Here is a 15,639-nt window from a genome sequence, read left to right on the forward strand (position 1 = left end):
GCCCTCGTTGATCCAAGCAGTGGGATTCCACCATCTAACTTGACGCCTCCATCCCCTCTTCGACCGTCCGCCATGCCCTCAGCGCGCGGGCATAGAGCAGCATGCCCTCCCGCACCACGCGCCGTTCTCGCTCCGACAATGGCGCCAGCGCGCTTGTGACCTGATGCCGGCCGAACGCATGCAGTGCGGCCAGCGTGCGCCGGCCCTTTGCAGTCAGGGACAGCGGCTTGATGCGGGCGTCGTCCGGGTCGGCCGTCTCATTCAATTCGCCGCTCTCGATCAGCTTGCGGACCATGCGGCTGACGCTGGATTTTTCCAGATGCAGGATCTCGCCGAGCTGCATCGCGGTCAGCGGGCCACGGATGCCGATCTCGATGATGGTGTGAACCGCCGATGGCGGATAGTCGGTCGCGGCGACGGTTGCCTCCATGAAGCCGAGCTCGCGCACCATCAGGCGCGATGCGGCGCGGATATCGTCGATCAGGCCGAGATCTGAATTGCTCATCTTGACTCCCCGCATATAGTTGTATCATACAACTGTTGTCAGGCGCAACGGCGCGCCCGACCTGCTTCCGGAGGACTGCGCATGAGCGACATCCTGCACGAGCCTGGACGGTCGGCGGGCAACCGGATGCAAAGGCTGGTCTGCCTCGTGACCGGCGGCGGCACCGGGATCGGGCGCGCTACCGCCCTGAAGATGGCGGCCGAAGGCGCGGATGCGGTGTTGATCGCTGGCCGCCGTGAGGCCGAACTGGAGGCAACGGCGGCACAATGCCGGAGTTTCGGCGTCGATGCCATCGCGGTGCGCACCGACGTGACGCGCCAGGATGAGGTTGAGCGTCTGGTACAGACCGCGCTCGACCGTCATGGCCGGCTCGACATCGCCTTCAATAATGCGGGTTATCAGGAGCGGCGCGCGCCGCTCCAGCAGCAGGACGTTGCGGTCTACGATGCCGTGTTCGACGCCAATGTGCGTTCGATGTTCTTTTGCCTGCGCGCGCAAATGGCGGCCATGGTCGCGCGCGGGCAAGGGCGGATCGTGATCAACGCCTCCGTGAGCGGAGTGCGCAATCCGAATCCCGGCTTCGCCCTGTATTCCGCGTCGAAGGCGGCGGTGATCTCGCTGACACGATCGGCCGCCATGGAAGCGGCGCCGCATGGCGTCAGGATCAACGCGATCGCGCCGGGTCGCGTCGTGACCGACATGATGCTGCGGGCCGGCGTCGGTGACGTCGCAACCGTCGCGGCGGGCCTGCCATTGCGGCGGATGGGCGAGCCCGAGGATATCGCCGAGGCGGTGGTGTGGCTGGCCTCCGACGCGTCAGCCTATGTGGTCGGTCACGTGCTGGCCGCCGATGGCGGATTTTTGGCCTCGTAGTTCGGGCTGGATCGAACCCGTGGCTGCGACCGATGAGATTTTGCAGGACATGTCGAGCGGCGGTGGGCACGGCGCTTTGCGCCTTTGCCCACCCTACGCAATCTTTCAATGCTTCTGCGCGTACAGGAGCGGCACGGCGGAATCGACCATCACCTCGACCAGGCTGGCGCCGCCATGCGCGAGGCTGCGGGACAGGGCGGAAGCAAGCTCGGACGCCTTGGTGACGCGCACCGCATCGCAGCCCATGCCTTCGGCGAGCTTGACGAAATCGAGGCCCGGCAGATCGAGCCCGGGGACGTTGCGCACCTGCATGACCTGGCTGAACGAGCGCATGGCGCCATAGCCTGAATTGTTGATGACGACGATTGTGAGCGGCAGCTTGCGCTGCGCCGCGGTCCACAACGCCTGGATCGAATACATCGCCGAGCCATCGCCGATCAGGCAGACCGTGCGGCGCTGCGGCCGGCCCAACGCCATCCCGACCGACGCCGGCAGGCTGTAGCCGAGCCCGCCGCTCGCCATCGTGTAGAAAGAGTCCTGGCCCCGCATCGGCATGAATTTCTGCATCGCCGGCCGATGTGACGGTGCTTCCTCGACCAGCGCGGCATCCTCCGGCATGGCGCTGGACAGCGTATGCAGCAGGTAATCGACCGGGATCGGGTCGGCCGGCTTCGGTGCTTCCGGCGCCGGGCGGGCCTGCGGCACGGTGCGCTCGATCTCCGGCAGCAACTCCAAGAGCGTCGTGAGCGCCGAGGTCATCGTTGCGATGATGCTGGTGCCGACCGGCGTGATGGATGCGGCATCGGGATCGTCGGTGAGCTGATAGATGGCCGTCGTGCCGTCGAAGATCGCTGCATGACCCTCGACATGGAAGGTGAAGACCGGGGCGCCGATGACGACCACGAGGTCGTGCGCATTCAGCGCATCCGACAGCTGTGCCGGCGAGGCATGTAGGAAGCCGGAAAATTGCGGATGCCGTTCCGGGAACGAGCAGCGCGCCGAAAACGGGCTGGCCCACACGGCCGCCTTGGCCTTCTCCGCCACTTTCACCATCAATTCGACGGCGCCGGCGCGATCGACGCCGGGGCCGACGACGATGGCGGGATTCTTGGCGGCGGCGAGTGCCGCCGCGAGCTCCTGCATCGCCTGCCGATCGGGGCCGAGCTCACGGCTGACCTTGCGCGCGCCGATGATCCCGGCCGCCGGATGCGCCCAGTCGTCGATCGGCACCGAGACGAAGGTCGGTCCGCAGGGCGGCTGCATCGCGACATAGTAGGCGCGGGCGATTGCTCCGGGAACGTCCTCGGCGCGTGCCGGCTCGACGCTGTATTTCACATAAGGCCGCGGGAATTCGCTGGCACGCTCGGCATAGAGGAATGGATGCAGCGGCATGATCGACCGCGCCTGCTGGCCGGCGGTGATTACCAGCGGCGTCTGGTTGCGATAGGCATTGTAGATGTTGCCGAGTGCATTGCCGACGCCCGCCGCCGAATGCAGGTTGACGAAACCGGCATTGCGCTTGGCCTGCGCATAGCCGTCGGCCATGGCGACCGCGCTCGCCTCCTGCAGCGCCAGCACGTAATCGATGTCGTCGGGCCAGTCGCTCAGGAACGGCAGCTCGGTCGAGCCGGGATTGCCGAACACCTTGTCGATGCCGAAGGCGCGGAGCAGGTCCAGCGTGGCGTGCTTGACGGTGAGGGGTTTTGTTTTGGACGACTTGCCGGACAAGGCATTTCCTCGGGTGCGGTGCTTGTTGTTTTCCGTCATTGCGAGGAGCGAAGCGGCGAAGCAATCCAGACCTCGTCCTTTGCGGCAGTTCTGGATTGCGTCGCTTCGCTCGCAATGACAGCGAGAAATCTCACCACGTCGCGGTGCCCTTCATCGTCGGCTGCCGCTCCGCATTCGCGGTCCACAATTCCAGGCCGGCGTCGGTGGGATTGGCGTTGACCGAGAACTCGCTGCCCTCGAACAGCGGCTGCACGCCGCGATAGCTGAACTTGCCCGGCACCTTGCCCTTCAGCTTGGCGGCGAACTCGACCAGCAGGGCGGCCTGCAAGGGACCGTGGAAGATCAGCCCCGGATAGCCTTCGACCTTGGTGACGTAGTCGCGGTCATAATGGATACGGTGGCCGTTGAAGGTCAGCGCGGAATAACGGAACAGCAGTACGGGATCGGAGACGTGGCTCTCGCGGTGCTGCGCGACCGGTGGAGGCGGCGGCGCTTTGGCGGGCGCGGCCGGCGTGCCGCCCATGTCGCGATAGACGATGTCGTGGCGCTCGCGGATCGCCACTCCCCGCGGCGTCGTGATGGTGTGTTCCACCGAGACGAAGCAGAGCTGTCCGGTCGAGCCGGCCTTGACCGCAATGTCGGAGATACGCGAGACGCGCGTGGCGAGATCGCCGACGCGCAACGGATCGATGAAGTTGAGCTCGCCGCCGGCCCACATCCGGCGTGGCAGTGGTACCGGCGGCAGGAAACCGCCGCGCGTCGGATGGCCGTCAGGTCCGAGCTGATCGTGCGGAAACACCGGCTGCGCCAGGCACCAATGCACCGTGTAGGGCGCGATCTCGCCGGTGACGGGATCGCCGATCTCCTGGAACAGCGTGGCGCGCAGGCCCTTGGTCAGTTGCGCGGTGACGATGTCGGACGCCTCGGTGGTGCGGCCGATCCATTGCTTGAGATGATCGAGATCGAGCTGTTCGGCCATCACGAACTCCGCTTTTGTGCGAGCGCTGCGCTTTCGCCGATGGAAGGCACCGCACCATAATGACGCTCCTCGCCGACGATGATCGCGGCCGGCGCGGGATAGGTGACGACGCCCTTGGGCGTCGCGACTTCGATCCGGCGCAGATGCGGATGGATCGACAGATCGGCCATGCTGTTGACCTCCGCGAAGGCGATGTCGGCGGTTGTCAGCCTGTCGAGCAGTTCGTCGCGCGTCATCGCGCCGAAGCGGTCGGCGACGATCCGGTCGGTGAGGGCGCGGTTGCGCACGCGCTCGACCATGTTGCAGAACCGCGGATCGTCCGGCAATGCCGGCTGGTCCAACACCTTGGCGCACAGCGTCTTCCACTCGCGCTCGCTCTGGATCGAGATCAGGATGTCCTTGCCGTCCTTGGAGGTGAAGACGCCGTAAGGCGCGATCGAGGGATGCGCCAGCCCGATGCGCTTGGGCGGATTGCCGGCCTCGGAATTGAGCAGCGGCACCGTGAGCCAGTCGGCCATGACGTCGAACATCGAGATCCGAATGTCGGCGCCCTGGCCGGTGCGGCCGCGGCCGATCAGCGCTTCCAGGATCGCGGCATGCGCGGTCGCGCCGGTCGCGATGTCGACGATCGACAGGCCGACGCGCGAGGGACCGTCGGGGCCGCCGGTGATCGAGGCCAGCCCGCTCTCGGCCTGGATCAGGAGGTCATAGGCCTTGCGATCGGCGTAGGGGCCGCTGTCGCCATAGCCTGAGATGGTGCAACAGATCAGCTTCGGATAGTCCTTGCGCAACCGCTCGCGCGCAAAGCCGAGCCTGTCCATCGAGCCGGGCTTGAGATTTTGCAGCAGCACGTCGGCGCCGGCGATCAGCTTCTCCAGCTCGGCACGCCCCTCTTGCGTCGCGAGGTCGACGACCACCGAATCCTTGCCGCGGTTGAGCCAGACGAAATAGCTGCTCTGGCCCTTGGCAGCGGCATCGTAGCCGCGGGCGAAATCGCCCTCGGGGCGTTCGATCTTGATGACGTGGGCGCCGGCGTCCGCCAGCCGCGACGAGCAGAACGGCGCAGCCACCGCCTGTTCGACGGCGATGACGGTGATCCCTTCAAGCGGCAGCATCGCTGACCTCAATAAGACCGCGGCATGCCGAGGACGTGCTCGGCGACATAGGACAGGATGAGATTGGTCGAGATCGGCGCGACCTGATAGAGCCGGGTCTCGCGGAACTTGCGCTCGACGTCATACTCTTCGGCGAAGCCGAAACCGCCATGGGTCTGGATGCAGGCGTTGGCCGCTTCGAACGAGGCGTCCGCGGCCAGCATCTTGGCCATGTTGGCCTCGGCGCCGCAATCGAGCCCGGCTTCGTATTTGCGCGTCGCTTCCGTCACCATCAGCTCGGCCGCGCGCATCGACGCATAGGCTTTCGCGATCGGAAACTGGATGCCTTGATTCTGGCCGATCGGCCGGCCGAACACGACGCGCTCCTTGGCGTAGTTGGTCGCCTTGGCGATGAACCATTTGGCATCGCCAACGCATTCGGCCGCGATCAGGATGCGCTCGGCATTCATGCCGGAGAGGATGTAGCGGAAGCCCTTGCCTTCCTCGCCGATCAGGTTTTCCGCCGGCACCCGCATGTCCGTGAAGAACACTTCGGTGGTGGCGTGATTCATCATCGTGCGGATCGGGCGGATCGTGAGTCCCGCCTGCTTCGCCTCACGCATGTCGACGATGAAGACGGAGAGCCCGTCGGTGCGCTTCTGCACCTGCTCCTTCGGCGTCGTGCGCGCGAGCAGGATCATCAGGTCGGAATATTCGGCGCGGCTGGTCCAGATCTTCTGGCCGTTGACGATGTAGCTGTCGCCGTCGCGCCTGGCGAATGTCTTGAGCGAGGATGTGTCGGTGCCGGAGGTTGGCTCGGTGACGCCGAAGGCTTGCAGCCGCAATTCGCCGCTCGCGACCTTGGGCAGCCACTTGGCCTTCTGCTCGGCGCTGCCGTGGCGCAGCAAGGTGCCCATCGTGTACATCTGCGCATGACAGCCGCCGCCATTGCAGCCGGCACGCTGAATCTCTTCCAGGATCGCGGCGGCCGCGGACAGCTTCAGCCCGGCGCCGCCATATTCCTCGGGGATCAGCACGGAGAGATAGCCGGCCTGGGTCAGCGCATCGACGAAGGCGGAGGGATAGGCCATCTCGCGATCGAGCTTGCGCCAATATTCGCCGGGAAACTGGGCGCAGAGTTTCGCCACCGCCTCGCGGATATCGGCGTGATCGTCCGCCTGATGCTGTTCAGTCATTCGTCGCTCCGCGGTGCGTCCGTGTCGTCCGCGGCCTCCCTATCTCGTTGTTCATAGCCTATGGCGAAGCCGTCCAGCCTTGGCAAGCTTCGATTTCTGCATGGCCGGCCACGAGGCCAGCAGGCGAACGATTGGCTCACATGGTTTGAAAGCCGAGATGCGCGCGAAAGCGGTTCTTCAGGAACACGCCGTCGCGCGGCGGCAGCGCCCGCTCGACATGTGCGGTGCTGATTGCGATCCGGGCGAAATGCGGGCCGCTCATATCCCGCAGCATGGGACGGAACGCGTCGAGCGCATCGAGATCCCTGATCTCGGTCACGGACGGAAAGCCAGCCCCGGAGGCGATCAGCTCGAGCTTCGCACCAAGCCCGGAATGGCTCTGCTGCATGCCGGTTTCGCCGAAATGGGCGTTGTCGAGCACGACGATGGAGAGATTCCTGGGCTTCTTGGCAGCGATGGTTGCGAGGCTGCCCAGCCCCATCAATTGCTCGCCATCCCCGGTGATCACGGCGACCGGGCGCGCAGGTTGCGCCAGCGCAAGGCCGAGGCCGACCATCGCCGCCCCGCCCATCGCGCCCCAGAGATAGAAGTTGGCCGGATGATCGCCGGCATCGAACACGTCGTAGGAGGACGAGCCGAGGCCGGTGACGACGAGCAGATCGCCGCGATCCTTGAGCAGCGCCTTCACCGCCGAACGGCGATCGAGAGCGTTCATCATCACTTCGTCTCCGTCCACTTCTTGGCGCCGATCATGCGCTGCGAAATCAGCACCGCGATCGGCTGATCGCTGTCGAAGGCGAGCGCTGCGGCGGCGGAGGCGACCTCGCCGGCGTCCTCAGGCCGCTCCAGCCGGAACACGGTCACGCCCATGATCTCGAAGGCCGCTGGCGTCGCCTTGCCCATCGGGACCTGCCACGGATTGAACTCGGCCCATTCGCCACGCATGGTCACGAAGGTCAGGAACGGGAAGCGGCAGCTCGCGAGCAGCGATAGCATGTTGACGCAATTGCCGACGCCGCTCGACTGCATCAGCAGTACCGCGCGCTGGCCGCCAAGCCAGGCGCCGGCCGACAGCGCCACGCCTTCCTCTTCCGTCGTCAGCACCGTGGTCTGGATCGCGTCGTCGCCATGGGCGAGCTGGATCAGGCGGGAATGGCCGGCGTCGGGCACGTAGCACACCTGCGCGACGTCGGCCGCCTTCAGCGCGTTGTAGATGGCGAGCGGCCAGTCGGGGCGATTGTCATTCAGAGCGGGGTCGGCCATGGCATCCTGCAATCGGTGTCACGCCGGAAAGGGCGCGTCCCAGCTTTAGCGAAAAGCCGGCCGGCTTCCCACCTCATCCGGTTCAACCCGCTATACCGGAATTGTATGGGGGCAGAGGGAAGCGGGCCTCACGGTTCGAGACGCAGCGACGCGGCTCCTCACCATGAGGATCGAATTTTGCCGCTCGACACCCCTCATCCCGAGGAACTCGCCGGAGGCGAGCGTCGCGAAGGTCGGCCGCGAGAGAGATCGTCGGCCGTGTTTTCGCATATGCGATAGCCCTGCCGCTTGCGGAGAGGGACAGGAGCTCACCCCGGAATGCGCACCGGCAGTGTCTCGTAGCCGCGCACGAAGCTGGAATAGACCCGCTTCGGTTCGCCCACCACCTCGATGCGCTCGAAGCGCTTCAGGATCTCCTCCCAGACGATGCGCAGCTGCAGTTCTGCCAGGCGCATGCCGACGCAGCGATGGATGCCGAAGCCGAAGGAGAGGTGGATGCGCGGCCGCTTGCGATCGATGATGAAGGCGTCGGGATTCTCGATCACCTCGTCGTCGCGGTTGCCGGAGACGTACCACATCACGACGCGGTCGCCCTTCTTGATCTTCTGGCCGCCGAGCTCGGTATCGACCAAGGCGGTGCGGCGCATATGCGCCAGCGGCGTCTGCCAGCGGATCACCTCCGGCACCATGGTCTCGATCAGGGCCGGGTTGTCGCGCAGCTTCTGGTATTCGCCGGGGTTCTCGTTCAGCGCCAGCACCGATGCGGTCATGGTGTTGCGCGTGGTGTCGTTGCCGCCGACGATCAGGAGGATCAGATTGCCCATCAGATTGTCGGGCGTCATGTGGCGGGTAGCCTCGCTATGCGCCATCATCGAAATCAGGTCGTTGCGCGGCTCGGCCTTGGCGCGTTCCTTCCATAGCTTGGCGAAGGTAGCCGCGCATTCCTCCAGCTCGCGCCGGCGCTGCTCCTCGGATTCGACGATGCCGCTCTTGGGCAGCGCGGTCGAGACATCCGACCAGCGCGTCAGCTTGCGCCGCTCCTCGAACGGGAAATCGAACAAGGTCGCCAGCATCTGGGTGGTCAGCTCGATCGAGACCTTCTCGACCCAGTTGAAGGTCTCGTTGCGGGGCAGGGAGTCCAGCACGCGCGCCGAGCGCTGGCGGATCAGCACGGCGAGTTCGTCGAGATGATCCGGCGTGAACATCGGCGACACCGTCTTGCGCTGCTCGCCGTGAACGGGCTCGTCCATGGCGATGAAGCTCGGCCATTCGTAGCCCGGTGCGACGTCGCGGATCATGATCCCGCCATGGCTCACGTCCGAGGAGAAGATCGCATGGTTGGTGTCGACATGCATGATGTCGTGATAGCGCGTGACCGACCAATAAGGCTCGATCGGCGCCTTGGTGCAGTAATGCACCGGCGCTTCCTTGCGTAGCCGTTCGAACCAGGGCCACAGCGTGTCGTTCTGGAACAGCCGCGGTGCGCCGGGATGGAAATCCTCGATCGGTGTGGAATAGGCATCGAGCCGGGCCTGCTGCAGCAGCTCAGCCTTTTCGGGACGGATCGCGGTCTGGACGTTCATCGGCATCCTTTGCTCAAAGGCGGTTCGAGTGCGTAGGGCGGGCAAAGGCGCGGAGCGCCGTGCCCGCCGTCTACCTGATCATAGTCCATTGGTGGGCACGCTTCGCTTTGCCCACCCTACATCTCTCCGTCATTGCGAGGAGCGGAGCGACGAGGCAATCCAAAGCAGCGTGTCTGGATTGCTTCCGCCTTCGCTCTGTGAGCTTCGGCGGACAGGTCGCTTCGCTCGCAGCCCAAGATCACGCCCCGAAGGCTGCCATGCTCCTACGGACAGTTTCGCCCAAACCAAGCCCGCCGTCTTGCGAATACACGCTTCAGGCGGCGATCCGTACCGGCAACTTCTCGTAGCCCTTGACGAAACTGGAATAGACCCGCTTCGGCTCGCCCATCACCTCGATATGATCGAAGCGCTTCAGGATCTCCTCCCAGATGATCTTGAGCTGCAGTTCGGCCAGCCGCAGGCCGACGCAGCGATGGATGCCGAAGCCGAACGACAGATGCTGGCGCGGCCGGGCGCGGTCGATGATGAATTCGTAAGGCCGCTCGATCGCGTCCTCGTCGCGATTGCCGGACACATACCACATCACGACCTTGTCGCCCTTGCGGATGGTCTTGCCGTGGAACTCGACGTCCTCCAGCGCGGTGCGGCGCATATGCGCGAGTGGCGTCTGCCAGCGGATCACTTCGGGCACGAAACTGTCGATCAGCGCCGGGTTATCCTTGAGCTTGCGGTACTGGTCGGGGTTCTGGCTCAGCGCATAGATGCTGCCGGACATCGTGTTGCGGGTGGTGTCGTTGCCGCCCACGATCAGGAGGACCATGTTGCCGAGGAAGTTCTTCGGGTCCATGTCGCGCGTGGCCTCGCTATGGGCCATCATCGACAGCAGGTCGCTCTTCGGCGGCTGCTTGATGCGCTCGTTCCAGAGCCGGGAAAAGTAGCGCGCGCAATCCATCAGTTCGGCCTGCCGCTCGTCCTCGCTCGCAACCAGCCCGCCGGGACCGGGAATCGTGGTCGCGATATCGGACCAGCGGGTCAGTTTGCGGCGGTCCTCCCAGGGAAAGTCGAACAGCACCGCCAGCATCTGCGTGGTCAGCTCGACCGAGACGCGGTCCACCCAATCGAACACTTCGCCGCGCGGCAAATTGTCGAGAACTTCGGCCGAGCGCTTGCGGATGTTGATGGCCAACTCATCGAGATGCGCCGGTGTGAACATCGGCATCACGGTCTTGCGCTGCGCGGCATGGCGCGGCGGATCCATGGCGATGAAGCTTTCGCGGCGAAGATCGGGCGGGACGTCGCGGATGGTGATGCCGCCGAGCACGGACGCGGACGAGAATGCCGCGTGGTTGGTCTCGATCTCCATGATGTCGTTGTATTTGGTCACCGACCAATACGGACCGAACATCGAGTCCCTGCAGTAGTGCACCGGCGCTTCCTGCCGCAGCCGGTCGAAATAGGGCCAGTGCGTGTCGGTGCGAAACAGCTCGGGGTCGCCGGGATCGAACTCGTCGAGCGGTAAAGCTCGTGCGCGCTCGCGTGCGGCGTCCTGCCGATCCTTCTGAGGATCCTCGGCGCGGTCGATGGTGCCGTGCATTGGCGTCTCCCCTCGGTATCTCCCGTTGGCCGCTCGGCGCTGTACGCCCGGCGGCATTTGTCGCGATTACATCCCGCTTAGGGTGCAGGAGCAAGCGGGAGTTTTGCCGCGGGCAGGATCGAGGCTCGGCCGGCCAGCCGCCACGCCGCCATGCTAGCCGTGCTTCGGGGCGCTTTCCGGTCGTGACAACGCATGGATCAGGGAATATGGCTACGACCGTAACATCGACAGGACTGCTGGGAGGCCGTTGAGATGATCCCGAACGCGCGAGCCATCTTCAATTTCGATCTGGGCGAGACCGCGGATGCCATTCGCGAGACCGTGGCCAATTTTTCGCAGAACGAAATCGCCCCGCGCGCTGCCGAGATCGACCGCTCCAACCAGTTTCCGCGCGATCTCTGGCCCCAGATCGGCGCGCTCGGCCTGCACGGCATCACGGTCGAGGAGGAGTATGGCGGCTCAGGCCTCGGCTACCTCGAACATTGCATTGCCATGGAGGAGATCTCGCGCGCCTCGGCCTCGGTCGGCCTGTCCTATGGCGCCCATTCCAATCTCTGCGTCAACCAGATCCGCCGCAACGGCAATGTTGCGCAGAAGTACAAATATCTGCCGAAGCTGATCTCCGGCGAGCATGTCGGGTCGCTGGCGATGTCGGAGCCGCAGGCCGGCTCTGACGTCGTCTCGATGAAAACCCGCGCCGACAAGAAGGGCGATCGCTTCGTTCTCAACGGCAGCAAGATGTGGATCACCAACGGCCCGGTCGCGGACACGCTCGTGGTCTATGCCAAGACCGATCCGAATGGCGGCCCGCGCGGCATCACTGCCTTCATCATCGAGAAGGGCATGAAGGGCTTCTCTACGGCGCAGAAGCTCGACAAGTTCGGCATGCGCGGCTCCGACACCTGCGAGCTCGTCTTCGAGGATTGCGAGGTGCCCGAGGAGAACGTGCTGGGCGAGGTCGGCCGCGGCGTCAACGTGTTGATGAGCGGATTGGATTACGAGCGCGCGGTGCTTGCGGCAGGACCGCTCGGCATCATGCAGGCCTGCATGGATGTGGTGCTGCCCTATGTGCACGAGCGCAAGCAGTTCGGCCAGCCGATCGGCACCTTCCAGCTGGTGCAGGGCAAGCTCGCCGACATGTATACCACGATGAATGCTTCGCGGGCCTATGTCTATGCGGTGGCGAAAGCCTGCGACCGCGGCGAGACCACGCGCGAGGATGCGGCCGGCGCGATCCTCTATGCCGCGGAGAAGGCGACGCAATGCGCGCTGGATGCGATCCAGCTCCTCGGCGGCAATGGCTATATCAACGACTATCCGACCGGACGGCTGCTGCGCGACGCCAAGCTTTACGAGATCGGCGCCGGCACCAGCGAGATCCGCCGCATGCTGATCGGACGGGAATTGTTCGAGAAAACCGCCTGACGCCGCGGTTGCACGAAAAATCGCCGGGCGGATCGAACCCCGGCGTCGTGGCGCCGACAAACGACAGGGGTATAGTTGTATTGTCCGTGCGTCGTCGGAGATCAATTCCGTGAATCAGATGAATTTCATCCCGCAGCCGCCTCCGCCGCTGCCGGGGACACCGGTTACTTTTGCGGGTGAGCGGGGCGAGTTTTTCGGCCTGGTCGGCCGTGGGGCGCTGCTCGAACTGGTCACACTGGGCTTCTACCGGTTCTGGCTTGCCACCGACATTCGCCGGCACCTGTGGGTGAACACGGCGGTGGATGGCGATGCCGCCGAATATACCGGCCGCGGCAAGGAGCTGCTGATCGGCTTCCTGTTCGCGATGGCGATCCTGGTGCCGATCTATCTGGCTTATTTCATCGTCAGCGTCGAAGCCGAGCGCCTCAAAGGCTTTGCGAGCGTGCCGCTGGTCATCGCGTTCTATGCGTTCGGCCAGTTCGCGATCTATCGCGCGCGGCGCTACCGGCTCACGCGCACGGTGTGGCGCGGCGTCCGCTTCTGGATGGACGGCTCGGGCTGGGCCTATGCCGGACGCGCGATGCTCTGGACGTTGCTGGTCGTCGTCACTCTGGGGCTGGCCTGGCCCTGGCGCGAGGCCGCGCTCGAACGCTACAAGATGCAGCATTCGCATTATGGCGATCTGCGGGGTGATTTCGCTGGCAGCGGCTGGGAGTTCTTCAAGCGCGCCTGGTATCTCTGGCTTTGTGCGCCATTCGCGCTGGTCTTGTTTCCGCTGTTTCCGTTCCTTTACGCGCAGTTCAAAGCGGTCGAATGGCGCTGGTGGCTGTCGGGCATCCGTTTCGGCGGCGTGCGGTTGCAGTCGAGCTTGAGCCCAGGCGCACTTTACGGGCTCTATTGGAAGGTGATCGGCTGGTTCGTTGTGTTGTGGCTGGCCACCGGAGCCTATTTTATCGGCGTCACATGGCTGGCCTTGAAGCTCGGCGGTGCGCCTATCGCGGAGGCGAAGGTCGCAGAGGCGCTCGCCAACAATATCCCGATGCTGATCATGATGGCGCTCGGCTACGTGGCGCTGATCCTGGCGATCAATGTCGTGATGCGGCTCTATTTGTTGCGGGACGTCTGGGCGCGGCTGCTGGCGTCGGTCGAGCTGCATGGTATCGAGGCAATTGCTGACATCTCGGCCAAGGGCGATCTTGCCAGCGCGCTGGGCGAGGGCTTTGCTGACGGTCTCGACGTCGCCGGATTTTGATTCGGGCGCATTCTCCGCATAGGCGCTTGCGATATGGATGAGACGGAGCAGGATCAGTCGGCGCAGGCCGGAGACGGACAGGCGATCTATTTCGACGGACTGTCGAACCGACGGCAGACGGTCACGGTCGTCCTTGCCAACCAGCTCGTGCTGCGCAGCGCCGACAATTTCGTCTCATGGCCGTATCTGGATATCCGGCGGGTCGATGCGCCGAGCGGCATTCTGCGTGTGAGCTGCCTGTCGGCGTCGCCGCTCGCGCGCCTGGAGATTCGCGACCCTGCGCTCGCGTCCGGGATTGTGGCGCGCTGCAGCCGGCTCGACGAGAACAGGCTGACCTCCGGCGCGATCGCGCGGATCATCGGCTGGTCGCTGGCGGCTGCGGCGTCCATCGTCGTGATGGTTCTCTTCGTCGTGCCCTTTGCCGCCGATCGCCTCACGCCGTTGGTGCCGCAGGCGATGGAGCGGCACCTCGGCGAAGCCGCCGAGGTTCAGCTGCAGGCCGTCTTCGGCAACAAGATGTGCCGAGCCGCCGCCGGGCAGGCCGCGTTCGCCAAGCTGGTCGAGGCGCTCCGTGGTCCGGCCGGGCTTGATGCGGACCTGGCGGCACAGGTTCTGGACACGCCGATCCCAAATGCGTTCGCGCTTCCCGGCGGCCGCTTCTTCCTCCTGAGCGGCCTGTTGGCCAAGGCGAACGACCCCGACGAGATCGCCGGCGTGCTGGCGCACGAGCTCGGGCATCTCAAACATCGCGACAATCTGCGGCAGGCGATTCACAATGGCGGCAGCTCGTTCCTGATCGGCCTGTTGTTCGGCGACATCACCGGCGCGGGCGCGGTGATCTTCGCCTCGCGCACGATCGTCACTGCTTCCTATTCGCGCGAAGCCGAGCACGATGCCGACAGTTTCGCGATCGAGGTGATGCACAAGCTGGGACGTCCGGCCGCGCCGATGGGCGAGTTGATGTTCCGTGTCACCGGCAAGGAGGGCGGCAAACAGCCGTCGCTGCTCGCAAGTCATCCGCTGACCGAAGAACGGCTCGCGCGCATGCGCGCCGAAGACCAGCCGCCGAGCGGCCCGCCGCTGCTGACTGCGGAGGAGTGGAGTGCGCTGAAGGGGATTTGCAGGTAGTTGTCGAGTCGTATTGGTGATATGCTCGGGTAGACAAATACTCAACGTCGTCCCGGCGAACGCCGGGACCCATAATCACTGAGCACAGTTGTTTTCGGCGAGCGTTGCGCAGTTTGCCTGCTTGCAGCGCCGCGGCGTATGGGTCCCGGCGTTCGCCGGGACGACTGCGGAGTTTGGCTCTGCGCCAAGGCTCCCACGGCGAGCATATCCGTCAATCCGCCAGGTGGTTCACCTGCTTCACCCAGGCGCGGACGTCGGTCAGCACCTCCGGCAGCACGGCCTTGACCTCGGCGAACGTCATGCCCGCCTTGATGCGTGGATCGTACAGCACATTGAGGATGTACTGGTCGTAGACGTCGAAATAGCCCATCGAGACATTGTCGTTGAACATGGTCCACGGCACGCTCGATGTATCGTTGATCGGGCCGAGCGACTGCAACAGCTCTTCATAGGCGCAATCGAGGAAGACGAAATCGCCGTTGTCCACGGTCAGGATCACGTCGGAATGCTCGATCTCGAAGGCATCGTTCTTGTGGAAGCCGGAGAGGCATTGCGGATCGAGCGAGGTCTTGATCTCGCGCGCCCGTTCGCTGCCATAGTCCTGGCTGATGGTGCGGTAGAGATCGCGGTCGCGCACCAGCTTGACCCGGACATTGGCATCCTCGCCGTTGTCGGTCATCGCAATGTCGAGATGCTGGACCCGTTTGCCGATGTCGCTGACGACCCTGGCGAGCTGCGTCTTGCGATCGGCGCGGTGGCCGTCCGCGAACACGCGCACCGGCGCGTTGTATTTTCTGATGCGATCGACCCGCCCGGCCAGATGGTATTCGGCTCCGAACGCGGTCTTGAAAAAGCCCTCGATGATCTCGGCATCGGTGAAGGTCTTCTTCTCGATCCGCTGCCGCGAGACAATAGCCGGAATGTCCCCGGTCGCCGCGGGGGCGGCCGTGACCGGGACAAGGAGGATGGCGAGCGCTGCCGTCCGAAACATCCACCAGTTTCGGCCGCGCCTCGGCGCG

The 15,639-nt window shown here is 64.7% G+C and carries 14 protein-coding genes; 4 read left to right on the top strand and 10 right to left on the bottom strand.

Going from position 1 to position 15,639, the window contains the following annotated elements; genetic code table 11:
* Nucleotides 1–34: 34 nt before the first annotated feature.
* Nucleotides 35–505, bottom strand: coding sequence for a MarR family winged helix-turn-helix transcriptional regulator (locus tag QX034_RS17410; RefSeq protein ID WP_315701349.1), 471 nt, complete (start codon nt 503–505; stop codon nt 35–37).
* Nucleotides 506–631: 126 nt separating this feature from the next.
* Here QX034_RS17410 and QX034_RS17415 point away from each other — a divergent pair, with 126 nt between their 5' ends.
* A complete protein-coding gene (locus QX034_RS17415) occupies nt 632–1,378 on the top strand; it encodes an SDR family NAD(P)-dependent oxidoreductase (protein ID WP_409997797.1) in 747 nt (248 codons plus the stop codon).
* 105 nt (nt 1,379–1,483) lie between these two features.
* Here the strand turns inward: QX034_RS17415 and mdlC are convergent, their stop codons facing one another.
* The 8 genes from mdlC to QX034_RS17455 form a co-directional block, all read right to left on the bottom strand.
* Complete coding sequence (gene mdlC / locus QX034_RS17420; protein ID WP_409977731.1) at nt 1,484–3,106, bottom strand: benzoylformate decarboxylase; 1,623 nt, start codon at nt 3,104–3,106, stop codon at nt 1,484–1,486.
* Nucleotides 3,107–3,236: 130 nt separating this feature from the next.
* The gene (locus QX034_RS17425) at nt 3,237–4,085 is read right to left on the bottom strand and encodes a MaoC family dehydratase N-terminal domain-containing protein (protein WP_315701346.1); all 849 of its coding nucleotides are present in this window, start codon (nt 4,083–4,085) and stop codon (nt 3,237–3,239) included.
* Nucleotides 4,085–5,200, bottom strand: a complete 1,116-nt coding sequence (locus tag QX034_RS17430; protein WP_315701345.1) for a CaiB/BaiF CoA-transferase family protein — start codon at nt 5,198–5,200, stop codon at nt 4,085–4,087. The genes QX034_RS17425 and QX034_RS17430 overlap by 1 nt, the downstream gene beginning before the upstream one ends.
* Nucleotides 5,201–5,208: 8 nt before the next feature.
* Entirely contained in the window at nt 5,209–6,375 is a 1,167-nt protein-coding gene (locus tag QX034_RS17435) for an acyl-CoA dehydrogenase family protein (RefSeq protein ID WP_315701344.1), read from the bottom strand.
* A gap of 136 nt (nt 6,376–6,511) precedes the next feature.
* A complete protein-coding gene (locus QX034_RS17440; RefSeq protein WP_315701343.1) occupies nt 6,512–7,093 on the bottom strand; it encodes a thiamine pyrophosphate-dependent enzyme in 582 nt (193 codons plus the stop codon).
* Entirely contained in the window at nt 7,093–7,638 is a 546-nt protein-coding gene (locus tag QX034_RS17445) for a thiamine pyrophosphate-binding protein (protein WP_315701342.1), read from the bottom strand. The genes QX034_RS17440 and QX034_RS17445 overlap by 1 nt, the downstream gene beginning before the upstream one ends.
* Before the next feature lie 308 nt (nt 7,639–7,946).
* Nucleotides 7,947–9,221 (bottom strand): cytochrome P450, encoded by a 1,275-nt coding sequence (locus QX034_RS17450; RefSeq protein WP_315703094.1) that lies wholly within the window; start codon nt 9,219–9,221, stop codon nt 7,947–7,949.
* 313 nt (nt 9,222–9,534) lie between these two features.
* On the bottom strand, nt 9,535–10,815 hold the full coding sequence (locus tag QX034_RS17455; RefSeq protein ID WP_315701341.1) for a cytochrome P450: 1,281 nt from the start codon (nt 10,813–10,815) through the stop codon (nt 9,535–9,537).
* 252 nt (nt 10,816–11,067) lie between these two features.
* Between QX034_RS17455 and QX034_RS17460 the strand changes: the two genes are divergently transcribed.
* The 3 genes from QX034_RS17460 to QX034_RS17470 all read left to right on the top strand — a co-directional run bounded on the left by QX034_RS17460 (nt 11,068) and on the right by QX034_RS17470 (nt 14,620).
* Nucleotides 11,068–12,240 (top strand): isovaleryl-CoA dehydrogenase, encoded by a 1,173-nt coding sequence (locus tag QX034_RS17460; RefSeq protein ID WP_315701340.1) that lies wholly within the window; start codon nt 11,068–11,070, stop codon nt 12,238–12,240.
* A 118-nt stretch (nt 12,241–12,358) separates the two neighbouring features.
* On the top strand, nt 12,359–13,492 hold the full coding sequence (locus QX034_RS17465) for a DUF898 family protein (protein WP_315703093.1): 1,134 nt from the start codon (nt 12,359–12,361) through the stop codon (nt 13,490–13,492).
* A gap of 33 nt (nt 13,493–13,525) precedes the next feature.
* Nucleotides 13,526–14,620: a M48 family metallopeptidase gene (locus QX034_RS17470; protein WP_315701339.1), complete on the top strand. Its 1,095-nt coding sequence runs from the start codon at nt 13,526–13,528 to the stop codon at nt 14,618–14,620.
* Between the two features lie 211 nt (nt 14,621–14,831).
* On the opposite strand, the gene QX034_RS17475 is transcribed toward QX034_RS17470, so the two are convergent.
* Nucleotides 14,832–15,611 carry a DUF2927 domain-containing protein gene (locus QX034_RS17475; RefSeq protein WP_315701338.1) on the bottom strand — a complete coding sequence of 260 codons (780 nt, stop codon included), beginning with the start codon at nt 15,609–15,611 and terminating at the stop codon, nt 14,832–14,834.
* Nucleotides 15,612–15,639: the final 28 nt, after the last annotated feature.

It is taken from the genome of Bradyrhizobium sp. SZCCHNR3119 (assembly GCF_032487775.1).
Taxonomy (GTDB): Bacteria; Pseudomonadota; Alphaproteobacteria; order Rhizobiales; family Xanthobacteraceae; genus Bradyrhizobium.

Coding starts and splice junctions, on each gene's coding strand:
- QX034_RS17410 (WP_315701349.1), bottom strand. CDS start 505: ATGAGCAATTCAGATCTCGGCCTGATCGACGATATCCGCGCCGCATCG.
- QX034_RS17415 (WP_409997797.1), top strand. CDS start 632: ATGCAAAGGCTGGTCTGCCTCGTGACCGGCGGCGGCACCGGGATCGGG.
- QX034_RS17425 (WP_315701346.1), bottom strand. CDS start 4,085: ATGGCCGAACAGCTCGATCTCGATCATCTCAAGCAATGGATCGGCCGC.
- QX034_RS17430 (WP_315701345.1), bottom strand. CDS start 5,200: ATGCTGCCGCTTGAAGGGATCACCGTCATCGCCGTCGAACAGGCGGTG.
- QX034_RS17435 (WP_315701344.1), bottom strand. CDS start 6,375: ATGACTGAACAGCATCAGGCGGACGATCACGCCGATATCCGCGAGGCG.
- QX034_RS17440 (WP_315701343.1), bottom strand. CDS start 7,093: ATGATGAACGCTCTCGATCGCCGTTCGGCGGTGAAGGCGCTGCTCAAG.
- QX034_RS17445 (WP_315701342.1), bottom strand. CDS start 7,638: ATGGCCGACCCCGCTCTGAATGACAATCGCCCCGACTGGCCGCTCGCC.
- QX034_RS17450 (WP_315703094.1), bottom strand. CDS start 9,221: ATGAACGTCCAGACCGCGATCCGTCCCGAAAAGGCTGAGCTGCTGCAG.
- QX034_RS17455 (WP_315701341.1), bottom strand. CDS start 10,815: ATGCACGGCACCATCGACCGCGCCGAGGATCCTCAGAAGGATCGGCAG.
- QX034_RS17460 (WP_315701340.1), top strand. CDS start 11,068: ATGATCCCGAACGCGCGAGCCATCTTCAATTTCGATCTGGGCGAGACC.
- QX034_RS17465 (WP_315703093.1), top strand. CDS start 12,359: ATGAATTTCATCCCGCAGCCGCCTCCGCCGCTGCCGGGGACACCGGTT.
- QX034_RS17470 (WP_315701339.1), top strand. CDS start 13,526: ATGGATGAGACGGAGCAGGATCAGTCGGCGCAGGCCGGAGACGGACAG.
- QX034_RS17475 (WP_315701338.1), bottom strand. CDS start 15,611: ATGTTTCGGACGGCAGCGCTCGCCATCCTCCTTGTCCCGGTCACGGCC.